23 protein-coding genes, 7 tRNA genes and 1 pseudogene are annotated in these 25,152 nt (G+C 72.3%); 12 read left to right on the top strand and 19 right to left on the bottom strand.

Annotated features, from left to right (window positions below; all coding sequences use genetic code 11):
• The first annotated feature begins 153 nt into the window (after positions 1-153).
• Both ABZ354_RS09625 and ABZ354_RS09620 read left to right on the top strand, forming a co-directional pair.
• Entirely contained in the window at positions 154-2,352 is a 2,199-nt protein-coding gene (locus ABZ354_RS09625; RefSeq protein WP_358654733.1) for an elongation factor G-like protein EF-G2, read from the top strand.
• 187 nt (positions 2,353-2,539) lie between these two features.
• Positions 2,540-4,183, top strand: a complete 1,644-nt coding sequence (locus ABZ354_RS09620) for a hypothetical protein (protein ID WP_358654731.1) — start codon at positions 2,540-2,542, stop codon at positions 4,181-4,183.
• Positions 4,184-4,308: 125 nt separating this feature from the next.
• Here the strand turns inward: ABZ354_RS09620 and ABZ354_RS09615 are convergent, their stop codons facing one another.
• The 4 genes from ABZ354_RS09615 to ABZ354_RS09600 all read right to left on the bottom strand — a co-directional run bounded on the left by ABZ354_RS09615 (position 4,309) and on the right by ABZ354_RS09600 (position 9,122).
• A complete protein-coding gene (locus ABZ354_RS09615) occupies positions 4,309-4,857 on the bottom strand; it encodes an HIT domain-containing protein (protein ID WP_358654729.1) in 549 nt (182 codons plus the stop codon).
• Between the two features lie 368 nt (positions 4,858-5,225).
• Positions 5,226-7,205 (bottom strand): threonine--tRNA ligase, encoded by a 1,980-nt coding sequence (gene thrS / locus ABZ354_RS09610; protein WP_358654727.1) that lies wholly within the window; start codon positions 7,203-7,205, stop codon positions 5,226-5,228.
• Between the two features lie 124 nt (positions 7,206-7,329).
• Positions 7,330-8,559 carry a hypothetical protein gene (locus ABZ354_RS09605; protein ID WP_358654725.1) on the bottom strand — a complete coding sequence of 410 codons (1,230 nt, stop codon included), beginning with the start codon at positions 8,557-8,559 and terminating at the stop codon, positions 7,330-7,332.
• Positions 8,556-9,122 carry a DUF4365 domain-containing protein gene (locus ABZ354_RS09600; RefSeq protein WP_358654723.1) on the bottom strand — a complete coding sequence of 189 codons (567 nt, stop codon included), beginning with the start codon at positions 9,120-9,122 and terminating at the stop codon, positions 8,556-8,558. Before ABZ354_RS09600 ends, ABZ354_RS09605 begins: the two co-directional genes overlap by 4 nt.
• Before the next feature lie 180 nt (positions 9,123-9,302).
• Here ABZ354_RS09600 and ABZ354_RS09595 point away from each other — a divergent pair, with 180 nt between their 5' ends.
• On the top strand, positions 9,303-10,028 hold the full coding sequence (locus ABZ354_RS09595) for a 3'-5' exonuclease (protein ID WP_358654721.1): 726 nt from the start codon (positions 9,303-9,305) through the stop codon (positions 10,026-10,028).
• 91 nt (positions 10,029-10,119) lie between these two features.
• Here ABZ354_RS09595 and ABZ354_RS09590 read toward each other — a convergent pair.
• From ABZ354_RS09590 to ABZ354_RS09570, 5 genes and pseudogenes are all read right to left on the bottom strand, one after another.
• Positions 10,120-10,191 (bottom strand) — tRNA-Val (locus tag ABZ354_RS09590).
• Positions 10,192-10,230: 39 nt separating this feature from the next.
• A complete protein-coding gene (locus ABZ354_RS09585; RefSeq protein ID WP_358654985.1) occupies positions 10,231-10,689 on the bottom strand; it encodes an SRPBCC family protein in 459 nt (152 codons plus the stop codon).
• A gap of 309 nt (positions 10,690-10,998) precedes the next feature.
• Positions 10,999-11,350, bottom strand: a pseudogene (locus tag ABZ354_RS09580) (sugar ABC transporter substrate-binding protein); the annotation flags it as partial.
• 214 nt (positions 11,351-11,564) lie between these two features.
• A tRNA-Val gene (locus ABZ354_RS09575) sits at positions 11,565-11,636 on the bottom strand.
• 75 nt (positions 11,637-11,711) lie between these two features.
• Positions 11,712-12,194 carry a TIGR02611 family protein gene (locus ABZ354_RS09570; RefSeq protein WP_358654719.1) on the bottom strand — a complete coding sequence of 161 codons (483 nt, stop codon included), beginning with the start codon at positions 12,192-12,194 and terminating at the stop codon, positions 11,712-11,714.
• A 191-nt stretch (positions 12,195-12,385) separates the two neighbouring features.
• On the opposite strand from ABZ354_RS09570, the gene ABZ354_RS09565 reads away from it, so the two are divergent.
• Together ABZ354_RS09565 and ABZ354_RS09560 are read left to right on the top strand one after the other, a co-directional pair.
• On the top strand, positions 12,386-12,799 hold the full coding sequence (locus ABZ354_RS09565) for an SsgA family sporulation/cell division regulator (protein ID WP_004002642.1): 414 nt from the start codon (positions 12,386-12,388) through the stop codon (positions 12,797-12,799).
• Positions 12,800-13,298: 499 nt separating this feature from the next.
• Complete coding sequence (locus tag ABZ354_RS09560; protein ID WP_358654717.1) at positions 13,299-13,859, top strand: CGNR zinc finger domain-containing protein; 561 nt, start codon at positions 13,299-13,301, stop codon at positions 13,857-13,859.
• A 136-nt stretch (positions 13,860-13,995) separates the two neighbouring features.
• Here the strand turns inward: ABZ354_RS09560 and ABZ354_RS09555 are convergent, their stop codons facing one another.
• Positions 13,996-14,163 carry a hypothetical protein gene (locus ABZ354_RS09555; protein ID WP_358654715.1) on the bottom strand — a complete coding sequence of 56 codons (168 nt, stop codon included), beginning with the start codon at positions 14,161-14,163 and terminating at the stop codon, positions 13,996-13,998.
• Positions 14,164-14,366: 203 nt separating this feature from the next.
• Positions 14,367-14,813, bottom strand: coding sequence for a hypothetical protein (locus ABZ354_RS09550; protein WP_358654713.1), 447 nt, complete (start codon positions 14,811-14,813; stop codon positions 14,367-14,369).
• Between the two features lie 225 nt (positions 14,814-15,038).
• On the opposite strand from ABZ354_RS09550, the gene ABZ354_RS09545 reads away from it, so the two are divergent.
• The gene (locus ABZ354_RS09545; RefSeq protein WP_358654711.1) at positions 15,039-15,566 is read left to right on the top strand and encodes a DsbA family protein; all 528 of its coding nucleotides are present in this window, start codon (positions 15,039-15,041) and stop codon (positions 15,564-15,566) included.
• Between the two features lie 86 nt (positions 15,567-15,652).
• On the opposite strand, the gene ABZ354_RS09540 is transcribed toward ABZ354_RS09545, so the two are convergent.
• The 3 genes from ABZ354_RS09540 to ABZ354_RS09530 all read right to left on the bottom strand — a co-directional run bounded on the left by ABZ354_RS09540 (position 15,653) and on the right by ABZ354_RS09530 (position 18,409).
• The gene (locus tag ABZ354_RS09540; RefSeq protein WP_358654709.1) at positions 15,653-16,477 is read right to left on the bottom strand and encodes a GNAT family N-acetyltransferase; all 825 of its coding nucleotides are present in this window, start codon (positions 16,475-16,477) and stop codon (positions 15,653-15,655) included.
• A gap of 62 nt (positions 16,478-16,539) precedes the next feature.
• Positions 16,540-17,361 (bottom strand): aminodeoxychorismate lyase, encoded by an 822-nt coding sequence (locus ABZ354_RS09535; protein ID WP_358654707.1) that lies wholly within the window; start codon positions 17,359-17,361, stop codon positions 16,540-16,542.
• A 4-nt stretch (positions 17,362-17,365) separates the two neighbouring features.
• On the bottom strand, positions 17,366-18,409 hold the full coding sequence (locus ABZ354_RS09530; RefSeq protein WP_358654705.1) for a chorismate-binding protein: 1,044 nt from the start codon (positions 18,407-18,409) through the stop codon (positions 17,366-17,368).
• A 187-nt stretch (positions 18,410-18,596) separates the two neighbouring features.
• Here ABZ354_RS09530 and ABZ354_RS09525 point away from each other — a divergent pair.
• The 5 genes from ABZ354_RS09525 (at position 18,597) to ABZ354_RS09505 (ending at position 19,066) form a co-directional block, all read left to right on the top strand.
• Positions 18,597-18,669, top strand: a tRNA-Gly gene (locus tag ABZ354_RS09525).
• 35 nt (positions 18,670-18,704) lie between these two features.
• Positions 18,705-18,778: transfer RNA gene (locus ABZ354_RS09520), tRNA-Cys, on the top strand.
• A 1-nt stretch (position 18,779) separates the two neighbouring features.
• A tRNA-Val gene (locus ABZ354_RS09515) sits at positions 18,780-18,851 on the top strand.
• 37 nt (positions 18,852-18,888) lie between these two features.
• Positions 18,889-18,960: transfer RNA gene (locus ABZ354_RS09510), tRNA-Val, on the top strand.
• A 34-nt stretch (positions 18,961-18,994) separates the two neighbouring features.
• Positions 18,995-19,066: transfer RNA gene (locus ABZ354_RS09505), tRNA-Val, on the top strand.
• Between the two features lie 49 nt (positions 19,067-19,115).
• Here ABZ354_RS09505 and ABZ354_RS09500 read toward each other — a convergent pair.
• The 3 genes from ABZ354_RS09500 to ABZ354_RS09490 form a co-directional block, all read right to left on the bottom strand.
• Complete coding sequence (locus ABZ354_RS09500; RefSeq protein ID WP_358654704.1) at positions 19,116-19,391, bottom strand: zf-TFIIB domain-containing protein; 276 nt, start codon at positions 19,389-19,391, stop codon at positions 19,116-19,118.
• An 82-nt stretch (positions 19,392-19,473) separates the two neighbouring features.
• Entirely contained in the window at positions 19,474-20,442 is a 969-nt protein-coding gene (locus ABZ354_RS09495; RefSeq protein WP_358654702.1) for an aminoglycoside phosphotransferase family protein, read from the bottom strand.
• 203 nt (positions 20,443-20,645) lie between these two features.
• Entirely contained in the window at positions 20,646-20,855 is a 210-nt protein-coding gene (locus ABZ354_RS09490) for a hypothetical protein (RefSeq protein ID WP_358654700.1), read from the bottom strand.
• A gap of 636 nt (positions 20,856-21,491) precedes the next feature.
• Here ABZ354_RS09490 and ABZ354_RS09485 point away from each other — a divergent pair.
• The gene (locus ABZ354_RS09485; protein ID WP_358654698.1) at positions 21,492-22,991 is read left to right on the top strand and encodes a serine/threonine-protein kinase; all 1,500 of its coding nucleotides are present in this window, start codon (positions 21,492-21,494) and stop codon (positions 22,989-22,991) included.
• Here ABZ354_RS09485 and ABZ354_RS09480 read toward each other — a convergent pair.
• Positions 22,958-23,776: an RNA methyltransferase gene (locus ABZ354_RS09480; protein ID WP_358654696.1), complete on the bottom strand. Its 819-nt coding sequence runs from the start codon at positions 23,774-23,776 to the stop codon at positions 22,958-22,960. The genes ABZ354_RS09485 and ABZ354_RS09480 overlap by 34 nt on opposite strands.
• A 55-nt stretch (positions 23,777-23,831) precedes the next feature.
• Positions 23,832-25,064, bottom strand: a complete 1,233-nt coding sequence (gene cobA / locus ABZ354_RS09475; protein WP_358654694.1) for a uroporphyrinogen-III C-methyltransferase — start codon at positions 25,062-25,064, stop codon at positions 23,832-23,834.
• Between the last annotated feature and the right edge of the window lie 88 nt (positions 25,065-25,152).

The raw sequence follows: 25,152 nt of genomic DNA, 5'->3' as shown, positions 1-25,152 counted from the left end.
CGCTCGTCCGGCACCCGGATCACGCCGCCCGTATGGACGCACCACGACCGGAGTGGAAAGCTCGAAGGACCGCGGGCGTCGCCGGAGCCGCCCAGCACGCGGTAACCGCGTGTCCGCGCCCCAGTGACCTCACCGTGCACGGGAGGCAAGGCCATGGGCGACAAGGCGCACACACACCCCGGAGCCGCCGGCAGGGCATCGGCGGCCGACCATCCCGCGTCCGTACGGAATGTGGTGCTGGTCGGCCACTCCGGATCGGGCAAGACCACCTTGGTGGAAGCCCTCGCACGCACCGCGGGGGCGGTGAACCGGGCGGGCCGCGTGGAGGACGGCGGCACCGTCTCCGACTACGACGACATCGAGCACCGGCAACAGCGTTCGGTGCAGCTCTCCCTGGTGCCCGTCACCTGGGACGGCATCAAGATCAATCTCCTCGACACCCCCGGATACGCCGACTTCGTCGGGGACCTCAGGGCCGGTCTGCGAGCCGCGGACGCGGCCCTTTTCGTCGTCTCCGCCTCGGACGGCGTGGACGGCTCCACACGCGTGGTGTGGGAGGAGTGCGCGGCCGTCGGCATGCCGCGGGCCATCGTGATCACCCACCTGGAGTCGGCGCGCGCCGACTTCGAGGAGATGACCCGGCTGTGCGCCGAGGCGTTCGGCGCGGACGACCCCGACGCCGTACTGCCGCTCTACCTGCCGCTGCGCGGCCCGAAGGCCCCGGACGGGCACGCGCCCGTGACCGGCCTGACGGGACTGCTGTCACAGAAGCTGTACGACTATTCGACCGGCGGGCGCGAGGAGTCCGAACCGGGCGAGGACCAGCTGCCACGCATCGAGGAGGCCCGCAACCGGCTGATCGAGGGCATCATCGCGGAGAGCGAGGACGAGACCCTCATGGACCGCTACCTCGGCGGTGAGCCCGTCGAGGTCGCCACGCTGATCCAGGACCTGGAGCGGGCCGTCGCGCGCGGCGTGTTCTTCCCCGTGCTGGCCGCCGCCCCCGCCGCCGGCGGCGCCCGGCAGGGCCTCGGCACGGTCGAGTTGCTGGAGCTCGTCACCCGCGGCTTCCCGACGCCGCAGGAGGCCGAGGCACCCCGCGTGACGACACCCGAGGGCGCACCGCGCGAGCTGGGGCCCTGCGATCCCGGCGCGCCGCTGGTCGCCGAGGTCGTCAAGACGTCCTCCGACCCGTACGTCGGCCGGCTGTCGCTGATCCGCGTCTTCTCCGGCACCCTGCGCGCCGACCAGACCGTCCACGTCTCCGGGCACGGCCTCGCCGACCGGGGCCACGAGGACCACGACGTCGACGAGAGGATCGGCGCGCTGTCCACGCCGTTCGGCAAACAGCAGCAGCCCGTGTCGCACGTCGTCGCGGGCGACCTCGCGTGCGTGGCGAAACTGAGCCGCGCGGAGACCGGGGACACGCTCTCCGCGAAGGACGACCCCCTGCTCATGGCGCCCTGGGAGATGCCCGACCCGCTGCTGCCGCTCGCCATCCGGGCCCACAGCAAACCCGACGAGGACAGGCTCTCCCACGGCCTGTCCCGGCTCGTCGCCGAGGACCCGACGATGCGCCTCGAACAGAACCCGGACACCCATCAGGTGGTCCTGTGGTGCCTGGGCGAGGCGCACGCGGACGTCGCCCTGGAGCGCCTGCGCAGCCGGTACGGCGTCCAGGTCGACGTCGTGCCGCACAAGGTGTCGCTGCGGGAGACGTTCGCGGCGAAGGCGGCCGGGCGCGGGCGGCACGTCAAGCAGTCCGGCGGGCACGGGCAGTTCGCGATCTGCGAGATCGAGGTGGAGCCCCTGCCGGTCGGCTCGGGCATCGAGTTCGTGGACAAGGTCGTCGGCGGCGCCGTGCCCCGGCAGTTCGTCCCGTCCGTCGAGAAGGGGGTCAGGACCCAGGCACTCAAAGGGCTCGCCTCCGGCTACCAACTGGTCGACGTGCGGGTCACGCTGCTGGACGGCAAGGCGCACTCGGTGGACTCCTCCGACGCCGCGTTCCAGACGGCGGGCGCGCTCGCGCTGCGGGAGGCGGCCGCCGACGCGAGGATCCATCTGCTGGAGCCGGTGGCCGAGGTGTCGGTGCTGGTCGGCGACGACTACGTGGGCACCGTCATGAGCGACCTGTCCGGGCGCCGCGGCAGGGTCCTCGGCACCGAACAGACCCCCGGCGGACGCACCCTGATCCGCGCCGAGGTGCCCGAGATCGAGATCAGCCGCTACGCCGTCGACGTGCGCTCGCTGTCCCACGGCACCGCACGCTTCAGCCGCGCGTACGCACGCCACGAACCGATGCCGCCACAGGTCGCCGCACGGCTGCGCCAACAGTCCGACGACGCGGCGTAGTCGGCCGCGGCGTCCCGCGAGCGGCGCGCCCCGCGCGTTCCTCCTCCTGCCCCGGCGGGCGGCTTCGGCCGTCCGTCGGACGTATGTCCGTGACTCCCGATACGCTGATGACCTGATCAACAGGTGTGCGCGGCACGGAAGTCGGGAAGGCCGCAGAAGCAGGAACGGCATCGATCTGGGGGCGGAAATGACCGTTGACAGCACCTTCGGTCCACAGGTGCCGCGTACGGGCGACGAGGCGCAGACGCCGACCTTCGCACTCGCCTCGATGGCCTATCGGGACAACAACGTCGAGGACATACTCAAGGCCAACAGCGACTGGCACCAGTCCAAGGTCGGCGACGGCAAGGTCGCCCTGTTCAAGCCGAACCTCGGCGAGGCGTTCTCCCAGGCCGTGGTGAACCGCATGCTGGGGGCGGGCCGCAAGCCGCTCATCCAGTCCTTCGGCGCGGAGCCGCAGGTGGTCGTGGAGCACTGCCTCGCGGCGAACAACATCCGCAGGCAGCGCGACAACCAGCTCAGCACGATCATGGTGCTGTGCGGCCTGCTGGTCCTGCCGGGCCTGCTGGTCTGGCTGCTGGTCTTCCAGCTCCGCGCCACCGTCGCCAAGCGCGAGGACAAGCGGGCCGGCGCGCTCGCCACCACCCTGCTGCTCGCCATAGGCGCCCTCGCGCTGCTGTTCCTCGTCCTCATGCCGTTCGCGGGCTTCTGGGGCTGGTACGCACGCGCGGCGGTGGCCCTGCCGGTCATCGGCTGGTTCCTGGCCAAGCGGGTCTGCGAGCGGACGGCGCAGGACCTCAGGGCGTGCTGGTCCGGCCTGCTGTCCGGCAGCAGCGTGGGCGCCAAGGTGCCCGAGGCGGTGCCCAGCAGCCCCAACGAGACGGCGGCCGAGGCGCTGCGCCAGTCCCTGGCCCAGCTCGCCGCCGAGCAGCAGTCCAACTCCGTGTTCTACGCCGGGCCCAAGGGCATCCTCGGCATGGGCACCCGCTGGGGCAGCTGGCAGCTCGCCGAGGACCTGGTGCCCGCCGACCCCGACCGCGAGATCCACCCGTTCCGCGCCTGGGACGTCATCCGGTCCATCCACGACCAGCTGCGCATGCTGGAGCGCGGTCCGCTCAACACGGGCGGGTTCCCGAAGCCGTCGGTACGGCACTGGATCGTCACGCCCGTCGGGGAGAACGCGGGCGCGGTGTCCCGGCCGGGCGGCACGGACGTCGAGGCGTACCAGGTCAAGCCGCACGCGGTGCAGGAAATTTGCAACAAGCAGCAGTTCGGCGCGGGCGACCGGCACTACCTGGGCGTGCAGTGGGTCCTGTGGGACGGCCAGCTGGTCCTCACGATGCTGATCACCGTGACCGTGCTGCACGAGACGCTGCGCATCGAGGTGACCGGGCACGCGCTCGGTCCGGTGCACTCACTGTTCACAACGGGGCCGTCGGACAAGTCGAAGAAGGTCCAGAAGTCGGTCAAGTTCTGGGAGACCCGGACGATCAAGCTGCCGCTGGTCGACACCGACGAGGTGGTGCGGCTCGCGGTGCGGGCACCGCTGAACTGGTACCCGCCGCTGTTGAACTGGCTCGGCGGCACGCTGAGCCTTCCCGAGCCGTTCGGCCTGCGGCACGCCTGGGCGGACAAGCCCTGGCGGCACCGCTTCATGGCGGACGACGCGCTGCGCGCTGCCACGCCCGTGCTGCGGGTCGTGCACGCGGCGGCGATCAAGGTGCTGAAGGAGAACGGCGTGGACACGACGAAGTTCGGTGCCCGGTCGTCGTCCCTGAGCGGGGCGGTCCAGGACGCGTCGCCGAAGAAGGTCGATCTCTACGACGCGTAGGCCCGCGGCGGTCTGACGGTGGACGGGCCCCGAGGGGTGTTTCCCTCGGGGCCCGTCGGCCTGAACGGCCTCGTTCGTCAAACGCCGGACGCGTGTTCTCACCCGTGCCCGCGCCTCTCGTCACGTCACGGTGTGGGCCAGGCCTCCGCCAGCATCTTCCTGGTGTCGGCCAGCAGCTGCGGCAGCACCTTCGTGTGGCCGACCACCGGCATGAAGTTCGTGTCGCCGCCCCAGCGCGGGACGACGTGCTGGTGCAGGTGGGCCGCGATGCCCGCGCCGGCCACCGCACCCTGGTTCATGCCGATGTTGAAGCCGTGGGCGCCGGACGCGGTGCGCAGCGCCGTCATGGCCTGCTTGGTCAGCCCGGCCAGCTCGGCGGTCTCCTCCGCCGTGAGCTCCGTGTAGTCCGCGACGTGCCGGTACGGCACGGTCATGAGGTGCCCGCCGTTGTACGGGTACAGGTTGAGGACCGCGTAGACACGCTCGCCCCGCTTGACGATCAGCCCGTCCTCGTCGGACTTGGCCGGGATGGAGCAGAAGGGACAGCCGTCGCCGGACCCGGGGCCGGTCGGCTTGTTCTCGCCCTGTATGTAGGCCATCCGGTGGGGCGTCCACAGACGCTGGAACGCGTCCTGCGTTCCCACGCCCAACTGCTGCTCCGGCTCACTCGTCATGCGTGCAGCATATGGCGTGCCGCCAGGGTGAAGGGAAAGGCCCCCGGCGGTGGGGACGGCCCCGTCGGCGCACACGTACGACCGGGCCCGCTCGGGTGGTGACGGTCGCCGCCGGGCAGCGGTGGCAGGTGTACGGAGCCCGGATCGGGACGCGGCGTTCGCAGCGGAAGAAGCGCGGGACCGGGCACCCACCTCGCGGCCGGCAGGATCTGTTTCCGCCCTTCCTGGCGGGCAACGGCACCGGCGCACCTCCTCGACCATGACGTCGGCCTTCACGACCACAGCGGGTCGTGAAGGCCGACGTCGGGTTCGGGCGCCGGATTCGCCGAGGGTGTCGTCAGGACGCCCGGCACCACACGGCGGGCCGCTCAGTTCTGGACGCGCTCCTCGACCACCTTGGTGATCTTGGCGATCGCCTCGGCGAGCGGGATGCCGTTCTCCTGGGAGCCGTCGCGGTAGCGGAAGGAGACGGCGCCGTTCTCCATGTCCTCGTCGCCCGCGATGACCATGAAGGGCACCTTCTGCTTCTGCGCGTTCCTGATCTTCTTCTGCATCCGGTCCGAGGAGGCGTCCACCTCCACCCGGAGCCCCGCCGCACGCGCCTTCTCGGCGAAGTCCCGCAGGTACGGCACGTGCGCGTCGCCGATCGGGATGCCGAGCGCCTGGACGGGCGCGAGCCACGCCGGGAAGGCACCGGCGTAGTGCTCCAGGAGCACGCCGAAGAACCTCTCGATGGAGCCGAACAGCGCCCGGTGGATCATGACGGGCTGCTGGCGGGTGCCGTCGGCGGACGTGTACTCCAGGTGGAACCGCTTGGGCTGGTTGAAGTCGACCTGGACGGTCGACATCTGCCAGGACCGTCCGATCGCGTCCCTGGCCTGCACGGAGATCTTCGGGCCGTAGTAGGCGGCGCCGCCCGGGTCCGGGACCAGCGGCAGGTTCTGCTTCTCGGCGGCCTGGCGCAGGGCCTCGGTGGCCTCCTCCCAGTCCTCGTCCGAGCCGATGAACTTGTCGGAGTCGTCCCGGGTGGACAGCTCCAGCTCGAACTCGGTCAGGCCGTAGTCGCGCAGCAGGTCGAGGACGAAGGTGAGGAGTGTGTCGAGCTCCTCGGGCATCTGCTCCTTGGTGCAGTAGATGTGGGAGTCGTCCTGGGTGAAGCCGCGGGAGCGGGTCAGGCCGTGCACGACGCCCGACTTCTCGTACCGGTACACCGTGCCGAACTCGAACAGGCGCAGCGGCAGCTCGCGGTAGGAGCGGCCCCGGGACTTGAAGATCAGGTTGTGCATCGGGCAGTTCATCGCCTTGAGGCGGTAGTTCTGCTCGTCGAACTGGATGGGCGGGAACATGCCGTCGCCGTAGTGCGGCAGGTGCCCGGAGGTCTCGAAGAGGGTCTCCTTCGAGATGTGCGGGGTGTTCACGAACTCGTAGCCGGACGACTCGTGGCGGCGGCGCGAGTAGTCCTCCATGACCTTGCGGATCACGCCGCCCTTGGGGTGGAAGACCGCGAGGCCGGGGCCCAGCTCGTCGGGGAAGGAGAACAGGTCCAGTTCGCTGCCGAGCTTGCGGTGGTCGCGCTTCTCGGCCTCGATGAGGAAGTCCAGGTGGGCCTTCAGCTCGTCCTTGGACGGCCAGGCGGTGCCGTAGATGCGCTGGAGCTGCGGGTTCTTCTCACTGCCGCGCCAGTAGGCGGCGGCGGAGCGCATCAGCTTGAAGGCGGGGATGTTCCGCGTGGTCGGCAGGTGCGGGCCGCGGCACAGGTCCTTCCAGCACAGGTCGCCGGTCTTGGCGTCGACGTTGTCGTAGATGGTCAGCTCACCGCCGCCCACCTCGGCCTCGGCTCCGTCGGCGGCCTGCGCGGCGTTGCCCTTGAGGCCGATCAGCTCCAGCTTGTACGGCTCGTCGGCGAGCTCCTCGCGGGCGGCCTCGTCGGTGGTGACGCGGCGGGAGAAGCGCTGGCCCCGCTTCTGGATCTCCTGCATCTTCTTCTCGATGCGCTTGAGGTCCTCGGGGGTGAACGGCTCCTTGACGTCGAAGTCGTAGTAGAAGCCGTCCCGGATGGGCGGGCCGATGCCCAGCTTGGCCTCGGGGAAGAGCTCCTGCACGGCCTGCGCCATGACGTGCGCGGTGGAGTGGCGCAGGATGTTCAGACCGTCCTCGGAGGAGATCTCGACACCCTCGACGGTCTCGCCGTCCCGCACCTCGTAGGTGAGGTCCCTGAGCTCGCCGGTCACGCGCGCGGCGACGACGGAGCGCTCGCCGGCGAAGAGGTCGGCGGCCGTAGTGCCCGTCGTCACCACGCGCTCTTCCCGCTCGGAATCGCGTTGGATGATCACACGGACGTCTGACACCGGTCTCTCCTGACTGAAGGGGAATGCGGGCGCCATACCGGGAGCGCGCGCATCTTGGGATCGTACCGACCCGGGGCAGCCCGACGCGAAGCGGTTACCCCGCCCCCCGACGCCGGCGGCCGGGTCAGTCGCCGCCGTCCCCTGCGCAGGCCTCCTCGAAGAAGGCCGCCACTTCGGAGTTCTCCTGGAGGGCCTTCATCAGCCGGTCCCGTTCCGCGTCGGCGACCCGGACCGGTGTCACCGCGCCGGCCCCGGTGAGCCGCCGGAAGCCGCCCCGGCTCTCCAGCCGCCCGTGCACCCGTACCGGCATTCCGACGAGGTGGGCGTGCCCGGCGATGCGGTACGCCTCCTCGTCCAGCGTCGTCCGGACGTGCGCGACGTCCGCCCCGGCGAGCACCCGCAGCCGTACGGTGCCCGGTCCTCGCGGGCCCGGCCTGCGCATGCGGACGACGGCGCCGGTGATCCGCACGGGCTGCGACGGCTCGGCGCTCAGGTAGCGGGCGCCGGCCTCGCGCAGCACGGGCAGGTCGCCGGGCGTGAACTCGACGGGCTCGGCGCAGGGGGCGCAGCCGTCGGGGACGCCGGCGGCCGGTGACCAGGCGACGGCGACGCGGGCGCCCTCGCTGCCTTTGACGAGGGCGACGAGCGCCTCGGTGAACTCGTGGCTGACGCCGGTGGCGACGGCCGCGTCGAAGGCGTCCATGCCGCCGGTGGCGCGCCGGTGGTCGACGGCCTCGCGGGCGGCGTGCAGCGCCCGGTGGAGACGTACGGCGAGAGGGCGGCCGGGGGCGACGGGCACCAGCGCGGTGAGGCGCCGGCCGCCGGTCGCGGGGCCCAAGAGGATCTCGCCGAGGGACGCGACGGCGGGCCTGCGGTGGCGGGCGCCGTAATAGCCGGCACGCGCGCGCGTGGCGAGGGCGGCGGCGAGGAGCATCCGGCGGGCGGCGGCGCGCAGGCGCTCCTCGACGGCCCACGGGGTGGCGCCCGCGGGTCCGTCCGGGACGTCGCGCGACCAGTGGACCTCGTCGCTGGGCACGGCGAGCGCGAGCAGCACCGCGCGGGCGCGGGGCGTCTCGCTGCGGGAGAGGGCGAGCAGGGCCTCGCCGAGCAGGTCGTCGCTGTCGGGGAAGGCGCGGCTCTCGGGCACGAGGAGGCTGGTGCTGCCGCCTCCGGGCCCGGGCGGGGTCCAGCGGCCGTAGCGTCCGGTGGCGCCGCCCCGGCGCTGCCAGCCGTGCCGTTCGAGCAGCGTGGCGAGCACGGCCGGGTCGACGTCGCCGGGCTCGGGCGTGCGGCCGTTCCAGGTGGGGTCGGCCGGGTGCGGCCGGGTGGGCTCCTCGGTCGGACGGCGCTTCATGGTGTCCCTCCCGTCCCGACCCGCGTCATGATCTCGCACAGGGCCCGGTCGTCGAAGATGCGCGAGGTCGGTATGCGCACCGTCGTGCGGCGGCGGCCGGTGACGGGGTGCCCGGCCAGGTTGATCCAGTAGCAGCAGTGCCTGAGATCGAGACGTTCGTGCCCGGCGCGCAGCCACTGGTCGCGGGAGCGCGGCACGATCATCACGACGAGGATCTTGTGCACGGAGACCGGGGTGCGGGCGAGCTTCGCCAGGTGTTCGTTGTCGAGCGTGAAGGAGAAGGACCGCCCCGGCGGGTCGGGCGGGATCTGGTACGTCGCCTTGAGCTGCACCTTGATGGTGACCTCGTCGTCGACGGTGTGTCCGGGCGCGCTGTGGCTGACGTGCCAGTCGATGCCGTTGTCCGGGAAGGGCTGGGACAGCGAGCACCCGGCGGCTGCCGCGACGGCGTGCAGATAGCCGACCTGCAGGGTCTCCATGCAGGCGGTGGTGGCGAGGGAGCCCCGCGTGGGTGACGTGCGCTCGGGCAGCAGCCCGCCCCGTTCGGGCTGCGCTACGGCCATGACCAACAGCCTTCCGGAGCAGGTGATTCCCCGTGACGGATCGCCGAACTGCCGCAACCCGTACTCCTGTTGTCTCCTTCCGGCGTACGGCGCAAACAGCCCGGGTATCACCGAAACGGGCAGCGGGCGAAGCGGACGGCGCGCGCCAACTGCCATGGGTGAACGAGGGGTTGTGGTGGTATGGCGAGCTGGTTCGAGGGGCCCCTGGCCGCGTTCGACACGGAGACCACGGGCGTGAACGTCGAGAGCGACCGCATCGTGTCGGCGGCGGTCGTCGTGCAGGACGCCCCGGGCATGCGGCCGCGGGTGTACCGCTGGCTGGTGAACCCGGGCGTGCCCGTGCCCGCGTCGGCGACGGCGATCCACGGGCTGACGGAGGAGCATCTGCAGCGCAACGGCCGCTGGCCGGCACCGGTGATGTACGAACTGGCGGAGACACTGGCCGAGCAGGCGTCGGCGGGCCGGCCGCTGGTGGTGATGAACGCACCGTTCGATCTGACGCTGCTGGACCGGGAGTTGCGCCGGCACCGCGCCTCGTCGCTGGTCCGCTGGTTCGAGACGTCACCGATGCACGTGCTGGACCCCCTGGTGCTGGACCGGCATCTGGACCGCTACCGCAAGGGCCGCCGCACGCTGACGGACCTGTGCGCCCTGTACGACGTGCCGCTGGAGGGCGCCCATGACGCGGGGGCGGACGCTCTGGCCGCACTGGACGTCGTACGGGCGGTGGGGCGGCGGTTCGCGGGGCGGCTCGAGCGACTGTCGGCGGCCGAGCTGCACACGCTGCAGGCGGTGTGGTACGCGGCACAGGCACGCGGCTTGCAGGCGTGGTTCGCGCGCAGCGGCACGGAGGAGGCGGTGGACCCGGCGTGGCCACTGAGGCCGAGCCTGCCGGCGGCGGCGTAGCACCTGCCGACCGCGGCGGGCGTAGGCTGCGGCGCGGCCCGGCGCGGACAACACGAAGGCCGGTCCGTGATGCCGGACCGGCCTTTACCCGTGGGCGATACTGGGTTCGAACCAGTGACCTCTTCGGTGTGAACGAAGCGCTCTTCCGCTGAGCTAATCGCCCGGGAACGCACCGAACAATACAGGTCCGGGCGCGCTTCCTTCAAACCGCTTCCACGGACCCCGTCAGGTACGCCGCGAGTCCGTGCCGGCCCGCTCGCATCATCAGCGTGTGGTTGGCGCGGAAGAAGGGCCGGGCCGGTACGGCGAGGCGGCGCATCAGCGGTTTGCGGACGTCGACCTCCTGGGCGTAGCGGGCGAGGGCGCCGGAACCGTCCGCGCGGATGGTCCAGCGGGCCCAGCCCTCGAGGTCGCCGGTGAGGGCGACCTCGAGGACGCCGGCGTCGGGGTCCCGCCGCTTCTCCCGCATGCCGACGGTGAGGTCGTACGGAAGGAGGGAGCGGATGCGGGCGATGCCGCTGCTGTCGTCGACACGGCGGACCTCACGGACCTGACGCCACCAGCGGGGGTAGTCCTCGATCCGTTCGAGGGCCTCGTACACGGCCGGGACGGGCGCGGGCAGTGCCCAGAGGCTGCGGAAGCGGTAGTGGTTCCAGTCCATGCTGTTCCAGTCCATGCGGTTCCGGTGCATGCAGGCAGTGTGCCCACCGGCTGCGGTCCTGCGTCAGGGCGTCCGGGGTCGCCGGGCAGGGGCGAGGTTCGCAGTGTGCCCGGGCGGGAGACGCGACCTCGCCGATGTGGCGCGGGTCGTGGACCGGAGCGGAGAAACCGTGCCGCCCTGACGGAGGCACAGGGCGTGGAGGTACGTGCCGCCGTACGTGCTCCTCCCGACCGGGCCAGACCCGTCGCGCCCGGGCCGTCTTCGTCGCCGCGTCCAAGTGGGCCCGCGTCCGGCCCTGTTCGCGTTCCCTCCTGCGCGGGCGCGGACCGGCTTGTCGGCGGGCAGCGCCGGTGCCCCGAACCCGCCGCAATTCCCAGGAGTTCGCCTCGGCCTCACCGAACTTTTCTAGACCCGCGGGGAAACCGGCGAGATCGGACAGCACATTCTTCGCATCGTATTCGCGGAGGAATCCGGTCGTGTTCTGGAAGACGCCCGGCCGATTTCCCCCGGAGACTCGGGTGTTGCACTTCTCCCAGAAGTCGAAGTACGGTGAAAGTCGGCCTTCTCCTTGATCTTCCGCTACTTCTTCCCAAAGAGTGCGATCGTCTTGTTGCCGTGTGGCGCGGCCCCCCGCACCCCGCCAGACGTAACGGATCGTCACCTTCCGGTCCGCGGATCGATCCGGGCCTCCAGCTGTCGCGGACGTACGATCGATCGGACGGAACACGACACAACCCCACAAACAGGGTGACCCTGAAGATCAGCCGGGTGATGTCGGGTGGAAGCGTCGGGTCCGAAGCCTCACGCCGCCGATGGCCCAACAGCAGACGACCCGGCTCACGATGTTCCGTGAGCCGGGTCGTCATGCGATCCGGTGGGCGATACTGGGTTCGAACCAGTGACCTCTTCGGTGTGAACGAAGCGCTCTTCCACTGAGCTAATCGCCCGGGCGCAGGCAGAACATTACCCCATGTCAGGGGTGCCGGTGACCGGCGCCCAGCGGTCACGGACACCCCGCACCCTCACTGGGCCTTGATCTTCCAGGGCATCTCGAAGCCGAACTTCCAGACGTACACGCCGAGCAGTGCGGCGATGATGACCAGGCCGACCGCCGTCAGGATGATGTTGCGGCGCCGCACCTCGGGGTCGAGGGCGCGCTGCGCCGCCTCGGTGACCTTGCGCTTGGTCCAGCGCAGCACGAGCTGGGCCCAGACGAACTCCGTCGCCCAGATCGCCATGCCGCCGAAGATCACGACCCAGCCCGGTCCGGGCAGCGGCAGCATGACGATGCCGGCACCGACGACCGCCAGGCCGATCACGAAAACACCCACCTGCCAGCTGAGGTGCAGCATGCGGCGCGCCTTCACGTAGTCCGGCGCGCGCGACCCGAGGCCCGGGTCCTCGGTCCCCGTGTCCGCGGCTGTGGCGCCCGATCCGGCCTTGCCGCTTCCGGTCTCGTCCGCTGCCATGGCCGCCTCGCCGGGCTCGTTACTCCCCGTATTCATACGGGTAAACCCTACCCGAGGGAATCCGGTCACCGTAATGGACGCCGGACTCGACCGATCTCTCCGCCGGAAGAGTTACGTAAACGCACGCAAAACACGCAGAGGGGTTTACAACGGCACCGTAGGTGGCATGTCGATTTCGCCGACGTGCGAATCCCCGAGCGCACACTGAGCGAAAGGCCCTGGCGCTTATGAACACCACGGTCAGCTGCGAGCTGCACCTGCGCCTCGTTGTGTCGAGCGAGTCATCCCTGCCTGTTCCCGCAGGCCTGCGGTACGACACGGCCGACCCCTACGCCGTGCACGCCACCTTCCACACCGGAGCCGAGGAGACCGTCGAGTGGGTGTTCGCCCGCGACCTCCTCGCCGAAGGGCTTCACCGTCCCACCGGTACGGGCGACGTCCGGGTCTGGCCGTCGCGCAGTCACGGTCAGGGCGTCGTCTGCATCGCCCTCAGTTCCCCGGAGGGCGAGGCGCTGCTCGAGGCCCCGGCACGGGCTCTGGAGTCCTTCCTGAAGCGGACCGACGCCGCCGTGCCGCCCGGCACGGAACACCGGCACTTCGATCTCGACCAGGAGCTCTCACACATCCTGGCCGAGAGCTAGGCAAAGAGCTCACCGGACCGCCCGGCGCCGTCGACTCGGGGTGACGGCTCGGGCACAACCGCATAGGGCACACACACCGGCGCCGCCGCGCGGACCTCCGCGGGGCGGCACCGGCACGCGCGGACCCCCGCGGGGCCGCACCGTCACGCGCGCGGCGTACGAACCGGCCGTACGGATCAAGACCGCGGTGCGCCACGGCACGGCCACGGGGAGGCCACGGAACGCGGCTTCGGAACGCGGCTGCGGCAGCGCCCCGGGCGTGGCGCACGTGGTGGGCGGGAACGCCGCAGGCGCGGCGCGCGTTGTCCGGGCACCGGTGCCGGGACCGCCCTCGACCGCCGCAGCGACGGCGTGGCCCGGTCGGACGGCCTTACCGTCTCGTCGGCGGCGTGGCGGCCGGAGGGGCGGCGGCGGGGCCGGTCCATGGCGCGGGGAAGCCACTACCATCGGCCAGCATCGGTGGGCGCCCCGCCCGACCAACCAGGCCAGGGAGCGAAACGTGCTGATCACCCACGACATCCGGTGCGCTCTCGACACCGTGGTGGATCTGGTGAACACCGCACCGGAGGACGACACGACGCCGGACGGGCTGGCGGACGTCGCCGCCCTCGCCGACTTCGTGGGAAACCACCAGATCAGCGATGCCGGTCTGCTCTCGGACTTCGACCTCTCGGCGGTACGCACGGTGCGCGCCCGCTTCGCGGCGGTGTTCGCGGCCCCCGACGCCCGGTCTGCCGCCGGGCTGATCAACGACCTGGTGGCCGCGGCCGGCACCACCCCACGGCTCACGGACCACGACGGCCACGACTGGCACGTGCACTACTTCGCGCCCGGGGCCTCCGTCGCCGATCATCTGGCCGCCGACTGCGGCATGGCGCTGGCGTTCTTCGTCGTCGCCGGGGAGCAGGAGCGGTTGCGGCGCTGCGAGGCACCCGACTGCCGGCGCGCCTTCGTCGATCTCTCGCGGAACCGCTCGCGGCGCTACTGCGACAGCCGCACCTGCGGAAACCGGCTGCACGTGGCCGCGTACCGGGCGCGCCGCAAAGAGGCGGCGGGCTGACGTCCGCCACACGAGGCGCCCGACACGGCCCACGTCGGGCTGGTCGGCACCGTCCGCGGCGAGGTGGTCGGCACGGTCCCGGCGCGAGTTGTCGACGCGGCCCCCGGCGGGTGACGCCGGAGACCGCGGGTACGGCTCAGAGCAGCAGCAGATCGTGCAGCGAAGCCATGAGCAGCAGACACCCGATCACCGCAAGGAAGATCATCAGCGGTGGCTGGGAAAGGGCGAAGAGGCAACCGCGTGGCTCGTCCTTGGACGGCTCGTCATGCGACGGAGCGGCCTCGCTCTGTGTCGTTTCCAGCATCTCGCCGCGATGATGACGCAGGTGAGGGGTCCGGCGCGAACAACGCGCCCGGAAAGCCCCGTACTTCGCGAGATTCCGTGATGTCCGGTGCGGCTTATGATCGTTTTCGCACACCGGGGCGATTCAGTGTGTCGTTTCAGCCACGCCGACGAGCCGCCCATGAGCCGTAGGACACGGATGTCGGCGCTCCTGTCACAGGCCGTTCATATGCCGTGCTTCTTCAGAATGGCCTCGATGTCGGTGAAGTCGTCCTCGGGGCGGGGCGCCGACGCCCGGGCGGGCCCGGCCGTCGGCCGTGAGCCCTGTCCCAGAGAGGGCGCGGAGGCGGTCGGCGCCACGGCATCGCGACGCGCCGCCGTCCTCGCCGCCCTGCGCTCCTCGCGGGTACCGCCGCCCCGGCGGCGCTCCACCGCGCGCGTGGACGCGAACAGCAGCCAGGCGACTCCGAGCACGCCGAAGCCCGCCCACGCCGTGGGGCTGAGGGCGGTGTCGGTCAGCCAGTCGACGATCCCCGTCATCGCCAGGCCCAGCGGCACGAGCGCGTAGGCCGCGACATGGGCGGCCGCGAGGTACCGCTTGCGGTACGCGGTGATCGCGGCGATGCCCAGGCCCGCCGCGGCGGCAGCGGCACAGACGGTCTCGGCAATCATCCGGTCCTCCAGGCGGGCTCGGCCAGCACTTCGTCCCCTCCATCGTGCACCGCCCGGACCCCGGCGGGCCATGGTCCGGCCGTAGATCAGGGACATCTCGGGGTCGGCTCCTCCCCAGGTGCCGGGCGGGCGTACGCCGCGGGGCACAGCTTCACCGGCCGCCTTGCGTCCTGACCTGCGCGGGCCGATTGGGCCGCCGGCGCCGGTGCTGGAAGACTTGGCGCCATGAGCGACTCCTCCCCCGTCCGTCCCGCCCCGCCCGTCCTCGACGTCTGGTGCGAGTTGCAGTGCCCGGACTGCCGTACGGCCCTGGCCGACCTGCGTGCCCTGCGGGCCCGCTACGGCGAGCGTCTCGAGCTGCGGCTGCGGCACTTCCCGCTGGAGAAGCACAAGCACGCGTTCGCCGCCGCGCAGGCCGCCGAGGAGGCCACCGAGCAGGGCAAGGGCTGGGAGTACGTCGAGGCGGTGCTGGAGCGGGTCGAGGACCTGACCGAGCGGGGCGAGTCCGTCCTGGTCGGCACCGCGCGCGAACTCGGCCTGGACGCGGAGGAGTTCGACACCGCGCTGATCGACGGCCGGCACATCCTGATCGTCGACGCCGACCAGGCCGAGGGCAAGGCGATCGGCGTGACCGGCACACCGACGTACGTCATCGGCGGCGAGCGCCTCGACGGCGGCAAGAGCCAGGACGGGCTGCGCGAGCGCGTCGAGGAGATCGCGGACCGGCTGCTGGCCGAGCGGGACGACGCCTGACCCCGCGCCCCGGCCCCCGCCGCCCGGCCACCGGCAGCCGTCGGCCGCGGACCGGTCTCCGTCCCCCCGGAGCCGGGCGGTGACGGCTACAGCAGTGGCTTGTACATCGCGTACCGCGTCGTCCCGTAGCCCAGGGAGTCGTAGAGCCGCTCCGCCGGGGTGTTGCCGGCGAAGACGTTGAGGCCGACGGCCCGTCTGCCGCTCTCGGCCGCCTGGGCCTCCGCCAGCAGCAGGAGTGAGCGGCCGTGACCCCTGCCGCGGTGCTCGGGGACGGTCTCGACGTCGAAGACGAACGCGTCGTCCGCGCGCAGCGCCAGCCAGAGGGTGCCCACTGCCGTTCCCTCGTGTGCGAGGACGCTGAGGAGCATGTTCTCCGTGCGGTGGCCGTCGGGGAGCAGGTCGGCGTGGTCGCGCTCGGACTTGGCCCGGGCCTCGGCCTCGGGGACCCCTCGTTCCATCCAGCTCCGGGCGTAGTCCTCCCGGCCCTTGGCGAGCCAGGGACCGTACTCGTCTTCCGTCATGGGCCGCGCCCGGGTGCCGGCGGGCAGTACGGGCGGTGGGCCGTCGAGGGCCTTGCGCATGTTGCGGTTGCGGGTGACGTAGCCGAGTGCCGTCGCGAGGCGGAGGGCGGCGTCCGGCTCGGCGGGGACGTCGGCCTCGATGCGCCGGCAGCCCCAGCCGCGCGCGACCTCCTCGGCGGCGAGCGCGGCCACGGTGCCCCGGCCGCGACGCCGGTCCGGTTCCTCGATCCGCAGCTTCATGATGCGGGCCACCGCGTCACCGAAGACGGGATGGGTGCCGAGATGTATCGCGCCGACGGGACGGCTGTTCACGCACACCTGGTAGCGGCGTGAACGGGTGCCGTCTGCGTTGCGCTGGAGCGGCTCGGTCGGCCGCAGGGTCGTCGTCATCAGGTGAGTTCTACCCGCTGTCGCCCGCCGGGTCAGCCGAAAATCCGCGGCGGCCCCGGCTGTCAGGGGTCGAGGTCGTCCCCGGCCCGCTCGTCGAAGATCCGCATGGCCTTGGCGGTCACGGGGCCGGGCGCCCCGGGCAGTTCACGACCGTCGACGCGGTGCACGGCCTGCACGTCGCGCAACGTGGACGTGAGGAAGATTTCGTCGGCGCGCTCCAGGACGTCGAGCGGCAGGTCGGTCTCCTTCGCGCCGGTCCACTCGACGGTCAGCGCGCGGGTGATGCCCGCGAGGCAGCCGGAGGCGACCGGCGGGGTGTGGATCTCGCCGTCGAGGACGACGAAGACGTTCGACCCGGTGCCCTCGCACAGCTGCCCGACGGTGTTGCCGAACAGCGCCTCGGACGCGCCCTGTTCGCGCGCGCGGGCGAGGGCGACGACGTTCTCGGCGTACGAGGTGGTCTTCAGGCCGGTGAGCGCGCCACGTTCGTTGCGCGTCCAGGGCACGGTGATCACGGCCGTGGAGACCGGCCGCCCGGCGGCCTCGCCCGCGGCGACGACCAGGGTCGGGCCGTGCTCGCCGCGGTCGGAGCCGAGCGGGCCGTGGCCGCCGGTGTAGGTGATGCGCAGCCGGCCGAGCGGCATCGGGTTGGCGTCGAGGACGGCGGCGCAGGCGCGACGGATCTCGTCGTGGTCCGGCTCGGGCAGGCCGAGGCCGCGCGCGGACCGGGTCAGGCGGTCCAGGTGCCGGGTGAGCGCGAACGGCCTGCCGTCGACCGCCTTGACCGTCTCGAAAATGCCGTCGCCCACGGTCAGCCCGTGATCGAGGACGGAGACGCGGGCGGACTCGAGGTCCTGCAGCCCGCCGTCGAGCCAGATCTTCACGTCATCATGTCCCTTCACTCGCCTCGTACGCTCCCGACGCTACCGCGAGCAGCCGCGCCGCCTTCAGTTCGGTCTCCCGCCACTCCCGGTCGGGGTCCGAGCCCCAGGTGATCCCGGCGCCGGTGCCGAACCGCAGCGCGGCACCACCGGCGGAGCGGTCGATCCAGAAGGTGCGGATGCCCACGGCCAGCTCGCCGGTCCCCCGGTCGGCGTCGACCCAGCCGACGCCACCGCAGTACGGGCCGCGGGGCGCCGTCTCCAGCGCGTCGATGATGGTGAGGGCGCTCGGTTTGGGGGCCCCGGTGACGGAGCCGGGCGGGAACGCGGCGGCGAGCAGTTCCGGCCAGCCGGCCCCGGCGCGCAGCTCGCCCCGTACCGTCGACACGAGATGGACCAGGCCGGGGTGCTTCTCGACGGCGCACAGGTCGGGCACCGACACGGAGCCGGTGGCGCAGACCCGCCCGAGGTCGTTGCGGACCAGGTCCACGATCATCACGTTCTCGGCGTGGTCCTTGTCCAGGAGGTCGGCCTCGGTGCGCCCAGTGCCCTTGATCGGCCCCGACTCGACGGTCCGGCCGTCCCGGCGCAGGAACAGCTCGGGCGAGGCGGTGGCGATCTCCACGCCGCGCCGGGGCAGGCGAATCGTTCCGGCGTACGGGGCCGGGTTGCCGCGCGCCAGCAGCGCGGTGAGGGCGTCCACGTCGGCGTCCGGCGCCACGGGCGCGGACAGCACCCGGCACAGGTTCGCCTGGTAGACCTCGCCGGCCGCGATGTGTTCCCGGATCCGCCGCACGCCCGCCGTGTACGCGCGGCGGTCGAGGGAGGACGTCCAGTCACCGGCGGTCGGCCCGCGCCAGGCGCCCGGCACGGGGGCGGGCACGGGCTGTTCCCGTACGTCACGGAAGCGGGCGCAGGTCAGGCGGCCCTCGTAATCGGCGCAGACGGCCCAGAAGCCCGCGGAGTCCAGGGCCGCGGGATCGCTGGTGACGTCGATCAGACCGGTGGCGACGCGGTCAGCGAAGCGGGCGAGAGGGGCGAGGTCGGGCACACGATCGAGTCTATGGTGGGTGTCCGAGGGGTGACGTCGCCGTTTTTCCGCCGGGGACCGCGAGTCCCCGAACAGGCCCCTGAGCAGGAGCGGCGCGGCACGCTGCACAAACGCGTTTTTGTGCTGGCCGGGGAATCCGCTAGAGTTCAACACGTCGCCGGGCCGCGCGAGCGGACCGAACCGACAGGCGGACGTAGCTCAGTTGGTAGAGCGCAACCTTGCCAAGGTTGAGGTCGCGAGTTCGAACCTCGTCGTCCGCTCGAAGGAAGAAGGGGATCTCGATCCCCACACTCCTGGTGGAGTGGCCGAGAGGCGAGGCAACGGCCTGCAAAGCCGTCTACACGGGTTCAAATCCCGTCTCCACCTCCAAGGACGATTAGCTCAGCGGGAGAGCGCTTCCCTGACACGGAAGAGGTCACTGGTTCAATCCCAGTATCGTCCACTGGATCTTGCGACTCGTACGGCATGATCCGAACCCCGCGCGATTAGCTCAGCGGGAGAGCGCTTCCCTGACACGGAAGAGGTCACTGGTTCAATCCCAGTATCGCGCACTGCTGCCCGCGGCCCGCTCGGTCGTGGTCCCGAGGACGATTAGCTCAGCGGGAGAGCGCTTCCCTGACACGGAAGAGGTCACTGGTTCAATCCCAGTATCGTCCACACACCGAAGCCCCCCGGTTCTCACCGGGGGGCTTCTTCGTGCTGCGGTTCAGCTGGAGAACAGCATGTGCCCGAAGCTCTTGTGGCGGTGCCCGTGGTGGTGGCCGTGCTGCGGCGCGCCCCACGCGGGAGCGGGCTGCGCCGGGTAGCCCTGCGGGGCTGCGGGGGGCGGCGGCGCGGGCTGGGTCCACTGGGACTCCAGCCGGGTCAGCGACTCCAGCTCGCCGTAGTCGAGAAAGATCCCTCGGCACCCACTGCACTGCTCGATCTGGACACCGTTGCGGTTGTACGTGTGCATCGGGGCACGGCACTTCGGACACTGCATGGTCGGCTTCAACTCCTCGCCGGTCGTTCCTGCTTCGCGTATCGCCAGGACAAGACTGCGTCCGGCGCCGGTCGGTTGCACCCTACTTCGCGAAACCCTGCGCCTGTTCGGACGAAACGGGTCGATGCGGTGCATCGGGCGGTACGGAAGCCATCCGCCCGCATGCGGCCAGGACCAGTTCCTCCACCTCGTCCAGGGGCCGGCCGGCCTCGGCGGACTTCACGATTGCTTGGGCGGCGGTCTGCACGGTCAGCGCCCGGGCCGGGACGTCCAGCGCGGGCCACGGGTCACCGGCCGGGGGCACGGCGGGGCCACCGGCGGCGCGGTACGCGGTCAGGAACCGGTCCCACTCGTCGGGGGTGAGCAGCCCGCAGGCGTACCAGGCCGCCGGGCGCGCCAGGTCCCAGGCAGGAACGCCGGTGCCCATGTCGTCGATGTCTATGAGGAGCCAGCGGCCCTCGGGGGCGGGCTGCCGGACGAGCTGGCCGAGGTGCAGGTCGCCGTGGCACAGGGTCGTGGTGTGCGGTGCGGGTGCCTCGGCGCGGGCCCAGGCGGGCAGCGCGTCCCAGGCACGCAGCACGGAATCGGCGGCGGGGTGCGGGCCGGCGGTGCGGAGGCGCTCGACGGCCCGGGCCGCTTTGAGGGGGCCGCGCATGGCAGGCAGGGTGGCCGTGTCCACGGGGGTGCGGTGCAGCCGCGCCAGCAGGTCGCCGGCCGCCTCCCAGGGCGCCGAGTCCGGCTCGTCCGGGTCGAGGGGGATGCCGTAGGGCCAGAACGTCACGAGTCTGCCGTGCAGCGGCACGGGCGCCGGCTCCACGGGGGCGAGCAGGATGTCGGGCAGAGCAGCGGCCAGGGACAGGCGCTGGGCGAGTTCGCGCGGGTCCGTCCCCGGGGCGTGGGCCTTGGCGACGGTTTGCTCATGACGTACGACGGTGCCGTCGGGGCGGTGGGCGAGGGTCACGTCCGTGCCGCAGGGACAGGTCGTGGTGCGCGTGTGGGCGGCGGTTCTGGCTCTGCCGGTCAGCTGGGACACGAGGGTGCGGGCTGTCACGGGGCGAGGGTAGTCGCGCCGGGGCGCGGGGTACCGGGATGGGGGGTGGTGCGGTGGGCGGGCGTGCAATCCGGGGTACAGCAATGCCGGCGCAGCTCCCCAGCTGCGCCGGCATCTGTGCCGTCCGCCGTACCCCCGTCCCCACGGGGTTTCATGGATGGATGTCCCCGCCCGGACCGCTCTTCCGGGCCTGGGGTCGCCGCTCAGCGCCCCAGCATCACACCCACGGACGACGCCTGTGTGGCCACCGTCTCCCAGCCGTCGAAGACGAGCAGGAGCAGAACCGCCAGGGGAAGCGCCATGAGTGTCGCCACGAGTGGGTGGCGCCGGCCCTGGCCGCGCGGGCGGAACTGAGTGGCGTACGCCACCCGCTCCCGCGTACGGAGCACGCTCCGCGGTGCCGGGTCGGCCATGGTGCTCTCCTGACCTCTCGGTGGGCCATGTGCTGTTGGTTCGTGCAGTTGGATCGGAAAGCGGCGGATGTCGACCTCGGGGGCGAGTCCTGCATCCACCGCTTGATCTCAAATCTAGGCGCCGGGGCCGGCCGAGACGTCATGCCCTCGTACCGAATGCCGGGCCTCCCGGAGGATGAGCCGCGCCGGGACGCGTACTCCCCAGGGTGGAGACCCGGTGACCGGTCTCGGGGTCTTCCCCGAGGGGGGCGGCCGAACCGTCAGGTTTCTCCGCAGTTCGCCCCCGGGGAGCGGGATCCCGGGCGCGTGACTTCGCTCACTTCTGCGTCGGCCCGGCGTGTCCCCGGGTCCAGTCGTCGGCCGTGCCCGGCGGCCACCGTCGTCGACCTGCGCGTCGGGCCGCCCGCGTCTGTCGCCGTGGCCGCCGGGCGGCCCGCGGCGGGTCCAACCCCCCTGCCGCCGAACGCGGTTGGGATCGTGTGCGGGGGGCGGCCCCGCGGTGGGCGCCGGCCCTGACGCGGCCTCAAGTCGCCCGCCGGACACCGACGATTCCGTCGCCGTGAGAGGGCGCGGCCTCTGCGCGCGGGAGCCCGGGGAAACGTAAGCTGTGGCACGTCACAGGACCGGGCAGCGGGGATGAACATGGCGATGATGCGCCTGAGGCGCGAGGACCCGCGCGTCGTCGGCTCGTTCAGGCTTCACCGACGGCTGGGCGCGGGCGGGATGGGAGTCGTCTACCTGGGCTCCGACAAGAAGGGGCAGCGGGTCGCGCTGAAGGTCATCCGGCCCGACCTGGCCGAGGACCAGGAGTTCCGTTCGCGCTTCGCACGTGAGGTCTCGGCAGCACGGCGGATCCGCGGCGGGTGCACGGCACGGCTGGTGGCCGCCGACCTGGACGCCGACCGCCCGTGGTTCGCCACGCAGTACGTGCCCGGACCGTCCCTGCACGACAAGGTCGCCGACGTGGGGGCGCTGCCCGCGGCCGACGTCGCCTCCGTCGGGGCCGCCCTCTCGGAGGGCCTGGTCGCCGTGCACGAGGCGGGTGTCGTGCACCGGGACCTGAAGCCGTCCAACATCCTGCTGTCCCCGAAGGGGCCGCGGATCATCGACTTCGGCATCGCCTGGGCGACGGGCGCCTCGACCCTCACCCACGTCGGGACGGCGGTCGGCTCCCCCGGCTTCCTCGCGCCCGAGCAGGTGCGCGGCGCGGCCGTCACGCCCGCCACGGACGTCTTCTCGCTGGGTGCCACGCTCGCGTACGCGTCGACGGGCGACTCGCCCTTCGGGCACGGCAGTTCCGAGGTGATGCTGTACCGCGTGGTGCACGAGGAACCGCACCTGGACGGTGTCCCGGACGCGCTGGCCCCGCTGGTCCGGGCATGCCTCGCCAAGGACCCCGAGGAACGGCCCAGCACGCTGCAGCTGTCGCTGCGGCTGAAGGAGATCGCCGCCCGGGAGGCCCAGGGCCTGGCCGACGTACGGCCGCCCGCGCCCCGGGCCGGCGACCCCGACCGGCCGACCAGCCGGTTGCCCGAGAGCTTCACGGAGCGCGTTCAGCGCCGTCCGCAGGGACAGCCAGGGCCGCAGGCCCAGCAGGGTGGTCGCGCGCAGGGTACTCCCGCGCCGCGCGGTGGTTCCGCCTCCCGCGGGTCCGGGCCGGCCCGCGGGGCGGCTCCCTCGCGGGGCGGCGCACGCGGCGGGTCCGCCTCGCGCGGTGGCGGTACGGCGTCCCGGTCCGGGACCCGGCCCACGCCCACGGGCCGCACCACGCGCCCGAACAGCAGCAGCCGCCAGGCTCCGCGCAGCGGGGCGGGCCGGTCCGGGCCGCGCACGACGGGAACCGGGCGGCGGCCCGCCAATCCGCGGCTGCTGCGGCAACGGCTGTTCGTGTTCGTCGTGGTCACACTGCTCGTGGCGCTCGGGATCGCGGCGGCCCAGGGCTGCCAGGGGCCGTCGCGCGGACTCGGCAGTGACACCCCCGCCCCGGCGCGGCAGGAACGGGTCGAGCCGGGGGCCCGTCAGGTGGCGGAGCGGTGCGAGACCGGCTCCGCGGACGGCCACTTCCCCGGCCGGGCCCGGTCCCGGGCGGGGCTGTGCGGAGGTTACGCCGGCGGGCGGCCCGCCGTCACCGCGTAGAAGGCGACCGCAGCCGCGGCGCCGACGTTGAGGGAGTCGACGCCGTGGGACATGGGGATGCGGACCCACTCGCCGGCGGCGCGCAGGGCCCGGTCGGACAGGCCGTCGCCCTCGGCTCCGAGCATCAGGGCCACGCGGTCCATCCGGTGCGGGGCCGTCTCGTCGAGGGTCTTCGCCCGCTCGTCCGGGGTGAGCGCGAGGAGCGTGAAGCCGGCCTCGCGGACCGTCGCCAGGTCCCTCGGCCAGACGTCCAGGCGGGCGTACGGCACGGAGAAGACCGCGCCCATCGACACCTTCACGCTGCGCCGGTACAGCGGGTCGGCGCAGTCCGGGGAGAGTAGTACCGCGTCCATGCCGAGGGCCGCGGCCGAGCGGAAGACGGCGCCGATGTTGGTGTGGTCGTTGACCGCCTCCATGATCACCACGCGGCGGGCGGTGGCCAGCAGGTCCGACGCCGTGGGGAGCGGTTTGCGCTGCATCGAGGCGAGGGCGCCGCGGTGTACGTGGTAGCCGGTGACGCGCTCGGCGAGCTTGGGGTCGACCGTGTAGACGGGCGCCGGGACGGCGTCGATGACATCCCGCATGACGTCGGTCCACTTGGCCGACAACAGCATGGAGCGCATCGCGTAGCCCGCGTCCAGGGCCCGCCGGATGACCTTCTCGCCCTCGGCGATGAACAGACCCTCGGCCGGTTCGCGGCGACGGCGCAGGTCGACGTCGGTCAGGCCCGTGTAGTCGTGCAGACGGGGGTCGTCGGGGGTGTCGACGGTGATCGGATCGGCCACGGGGTGCTGCTGCCTCGTCTGCTCGTCTGGGCTGGTGGGGTGCGGGTCGGTGCGGTTACGCGGGCTGTCGCGGGCCCACCTTCACGACCTCGCCGACGACGATGACCGCGGGGGGCCGTACGTCCTCGGCGCGGACCGTCTCCTCGACCGTCGCGAGGGTCGCGTCGATACGGCGCTGCGCCGCCGTGGTGCCTTCCTGGACGAGAGCGACCGGGGTGTCCGGGGACTTTCCGTGCGCGACGAGGGTCTCGGCGATCCGGCCGATCTTCTCGACGCCCATGAGGATCACGAGGGTGCCCGTGAGCCGCGCCAGCGCCGGCCAGTCGACCAGGGAACGCTCGTCGTCGGGGGCCACGTGGCCGCTGACCACCGTGAACTCGTGGGCGACTCCCCGGTGCGTGACCGGGATACCCGCCGCGCCCGGCACCGAGATGGAGCTGGAGATCCCGGGCACCACGGTGTACGGGATGCCCGCCTCGGCCAGTGCCTGCGCCTCCTCCATGCCGCGGCCGAACACGAAGGGGTCGCCGCCTTTGAGCCGGACCACCGCCCTGCCCTGTCCGGCGTGCTCGATCAGCGCGTTGTTGATGGCTTCCTGGGCCATGAAACGGCCGTACGGGATCTTCGCCGCGTCGATCACCTCGACGTGCGGCGGGAGTTCGGCGAGGAGGGCGCGGGGGCCGAGGCGGTCCGCGATGACGACGTCGGCCTCGGCGAGCAGCCGGCGTCCGCGGACCGTGATCAGGTCCGGGTCGCCGGGGCCGCCGCCGACCAGGGTGACTCCGGGTGTGCGGGTGCGGTGGTGGGGGGCGACCAGGGTGCCGTCGCGCAGGCCCTCGACCACCGCGTCGCGGACGGCGGCGGTGTGGCGCGGGTCGCGGCCCTTGGCATCCGTGGTGAGGACGGCGACCGTGACGCCCTCGCTGTGGCCGGTCGCCGGGGTCCAGGCCGTCGCGGCGTCGGCGTCGTCGGAGCGTACGCACCAGACACGGTGCCGCTCGGCCTCGGCGGAGGCGAGCGCGTTCGCCTCGGGGTCACTGGTCGCGATCAGCGCGTACCAGGCCTCGGCCAGGTCGCCCTCGGCGTACGGGCGTTGCTGCCAGGCGATCTCTCCCGCGTCCGCCATGGCTTCGACGGAAGGGGTCGCTTCCGGGGAGACGAGGAGGAGGTCCGCGCCCGAGGCGATGAGCGCCGGCAGGCGGCGCTGGGCGACCTGACCGCCGCCGAGGACGACCACGCGGCGGCCGGTGAGGCGGAGGCCTACGGGGTAGGCGGGGTGTTCGGCCATGGGGGTGCGGCTCCTGTTGCGGCGGTGCGGATGCCCTGACGTGCGGATTTTACGGCGCGGTCGGCTCGGTGGCCCGGCCGGTCCACGG

It is taken from the genome of Streptomyces sp. NPDC005925, assembly GCF_040638805.1.
Classification (GTDB): domain Bacteria; phylum Actinomycetota; class Actinomycetes; order Streptomycetales; family Streptomycetaceae; genus Streptomyces.
The sequence above is the reverse complement of the archived record's forward strand: the minus strand, read 5'-3'. Positions and strand labels throughout refer to the sequence as shown.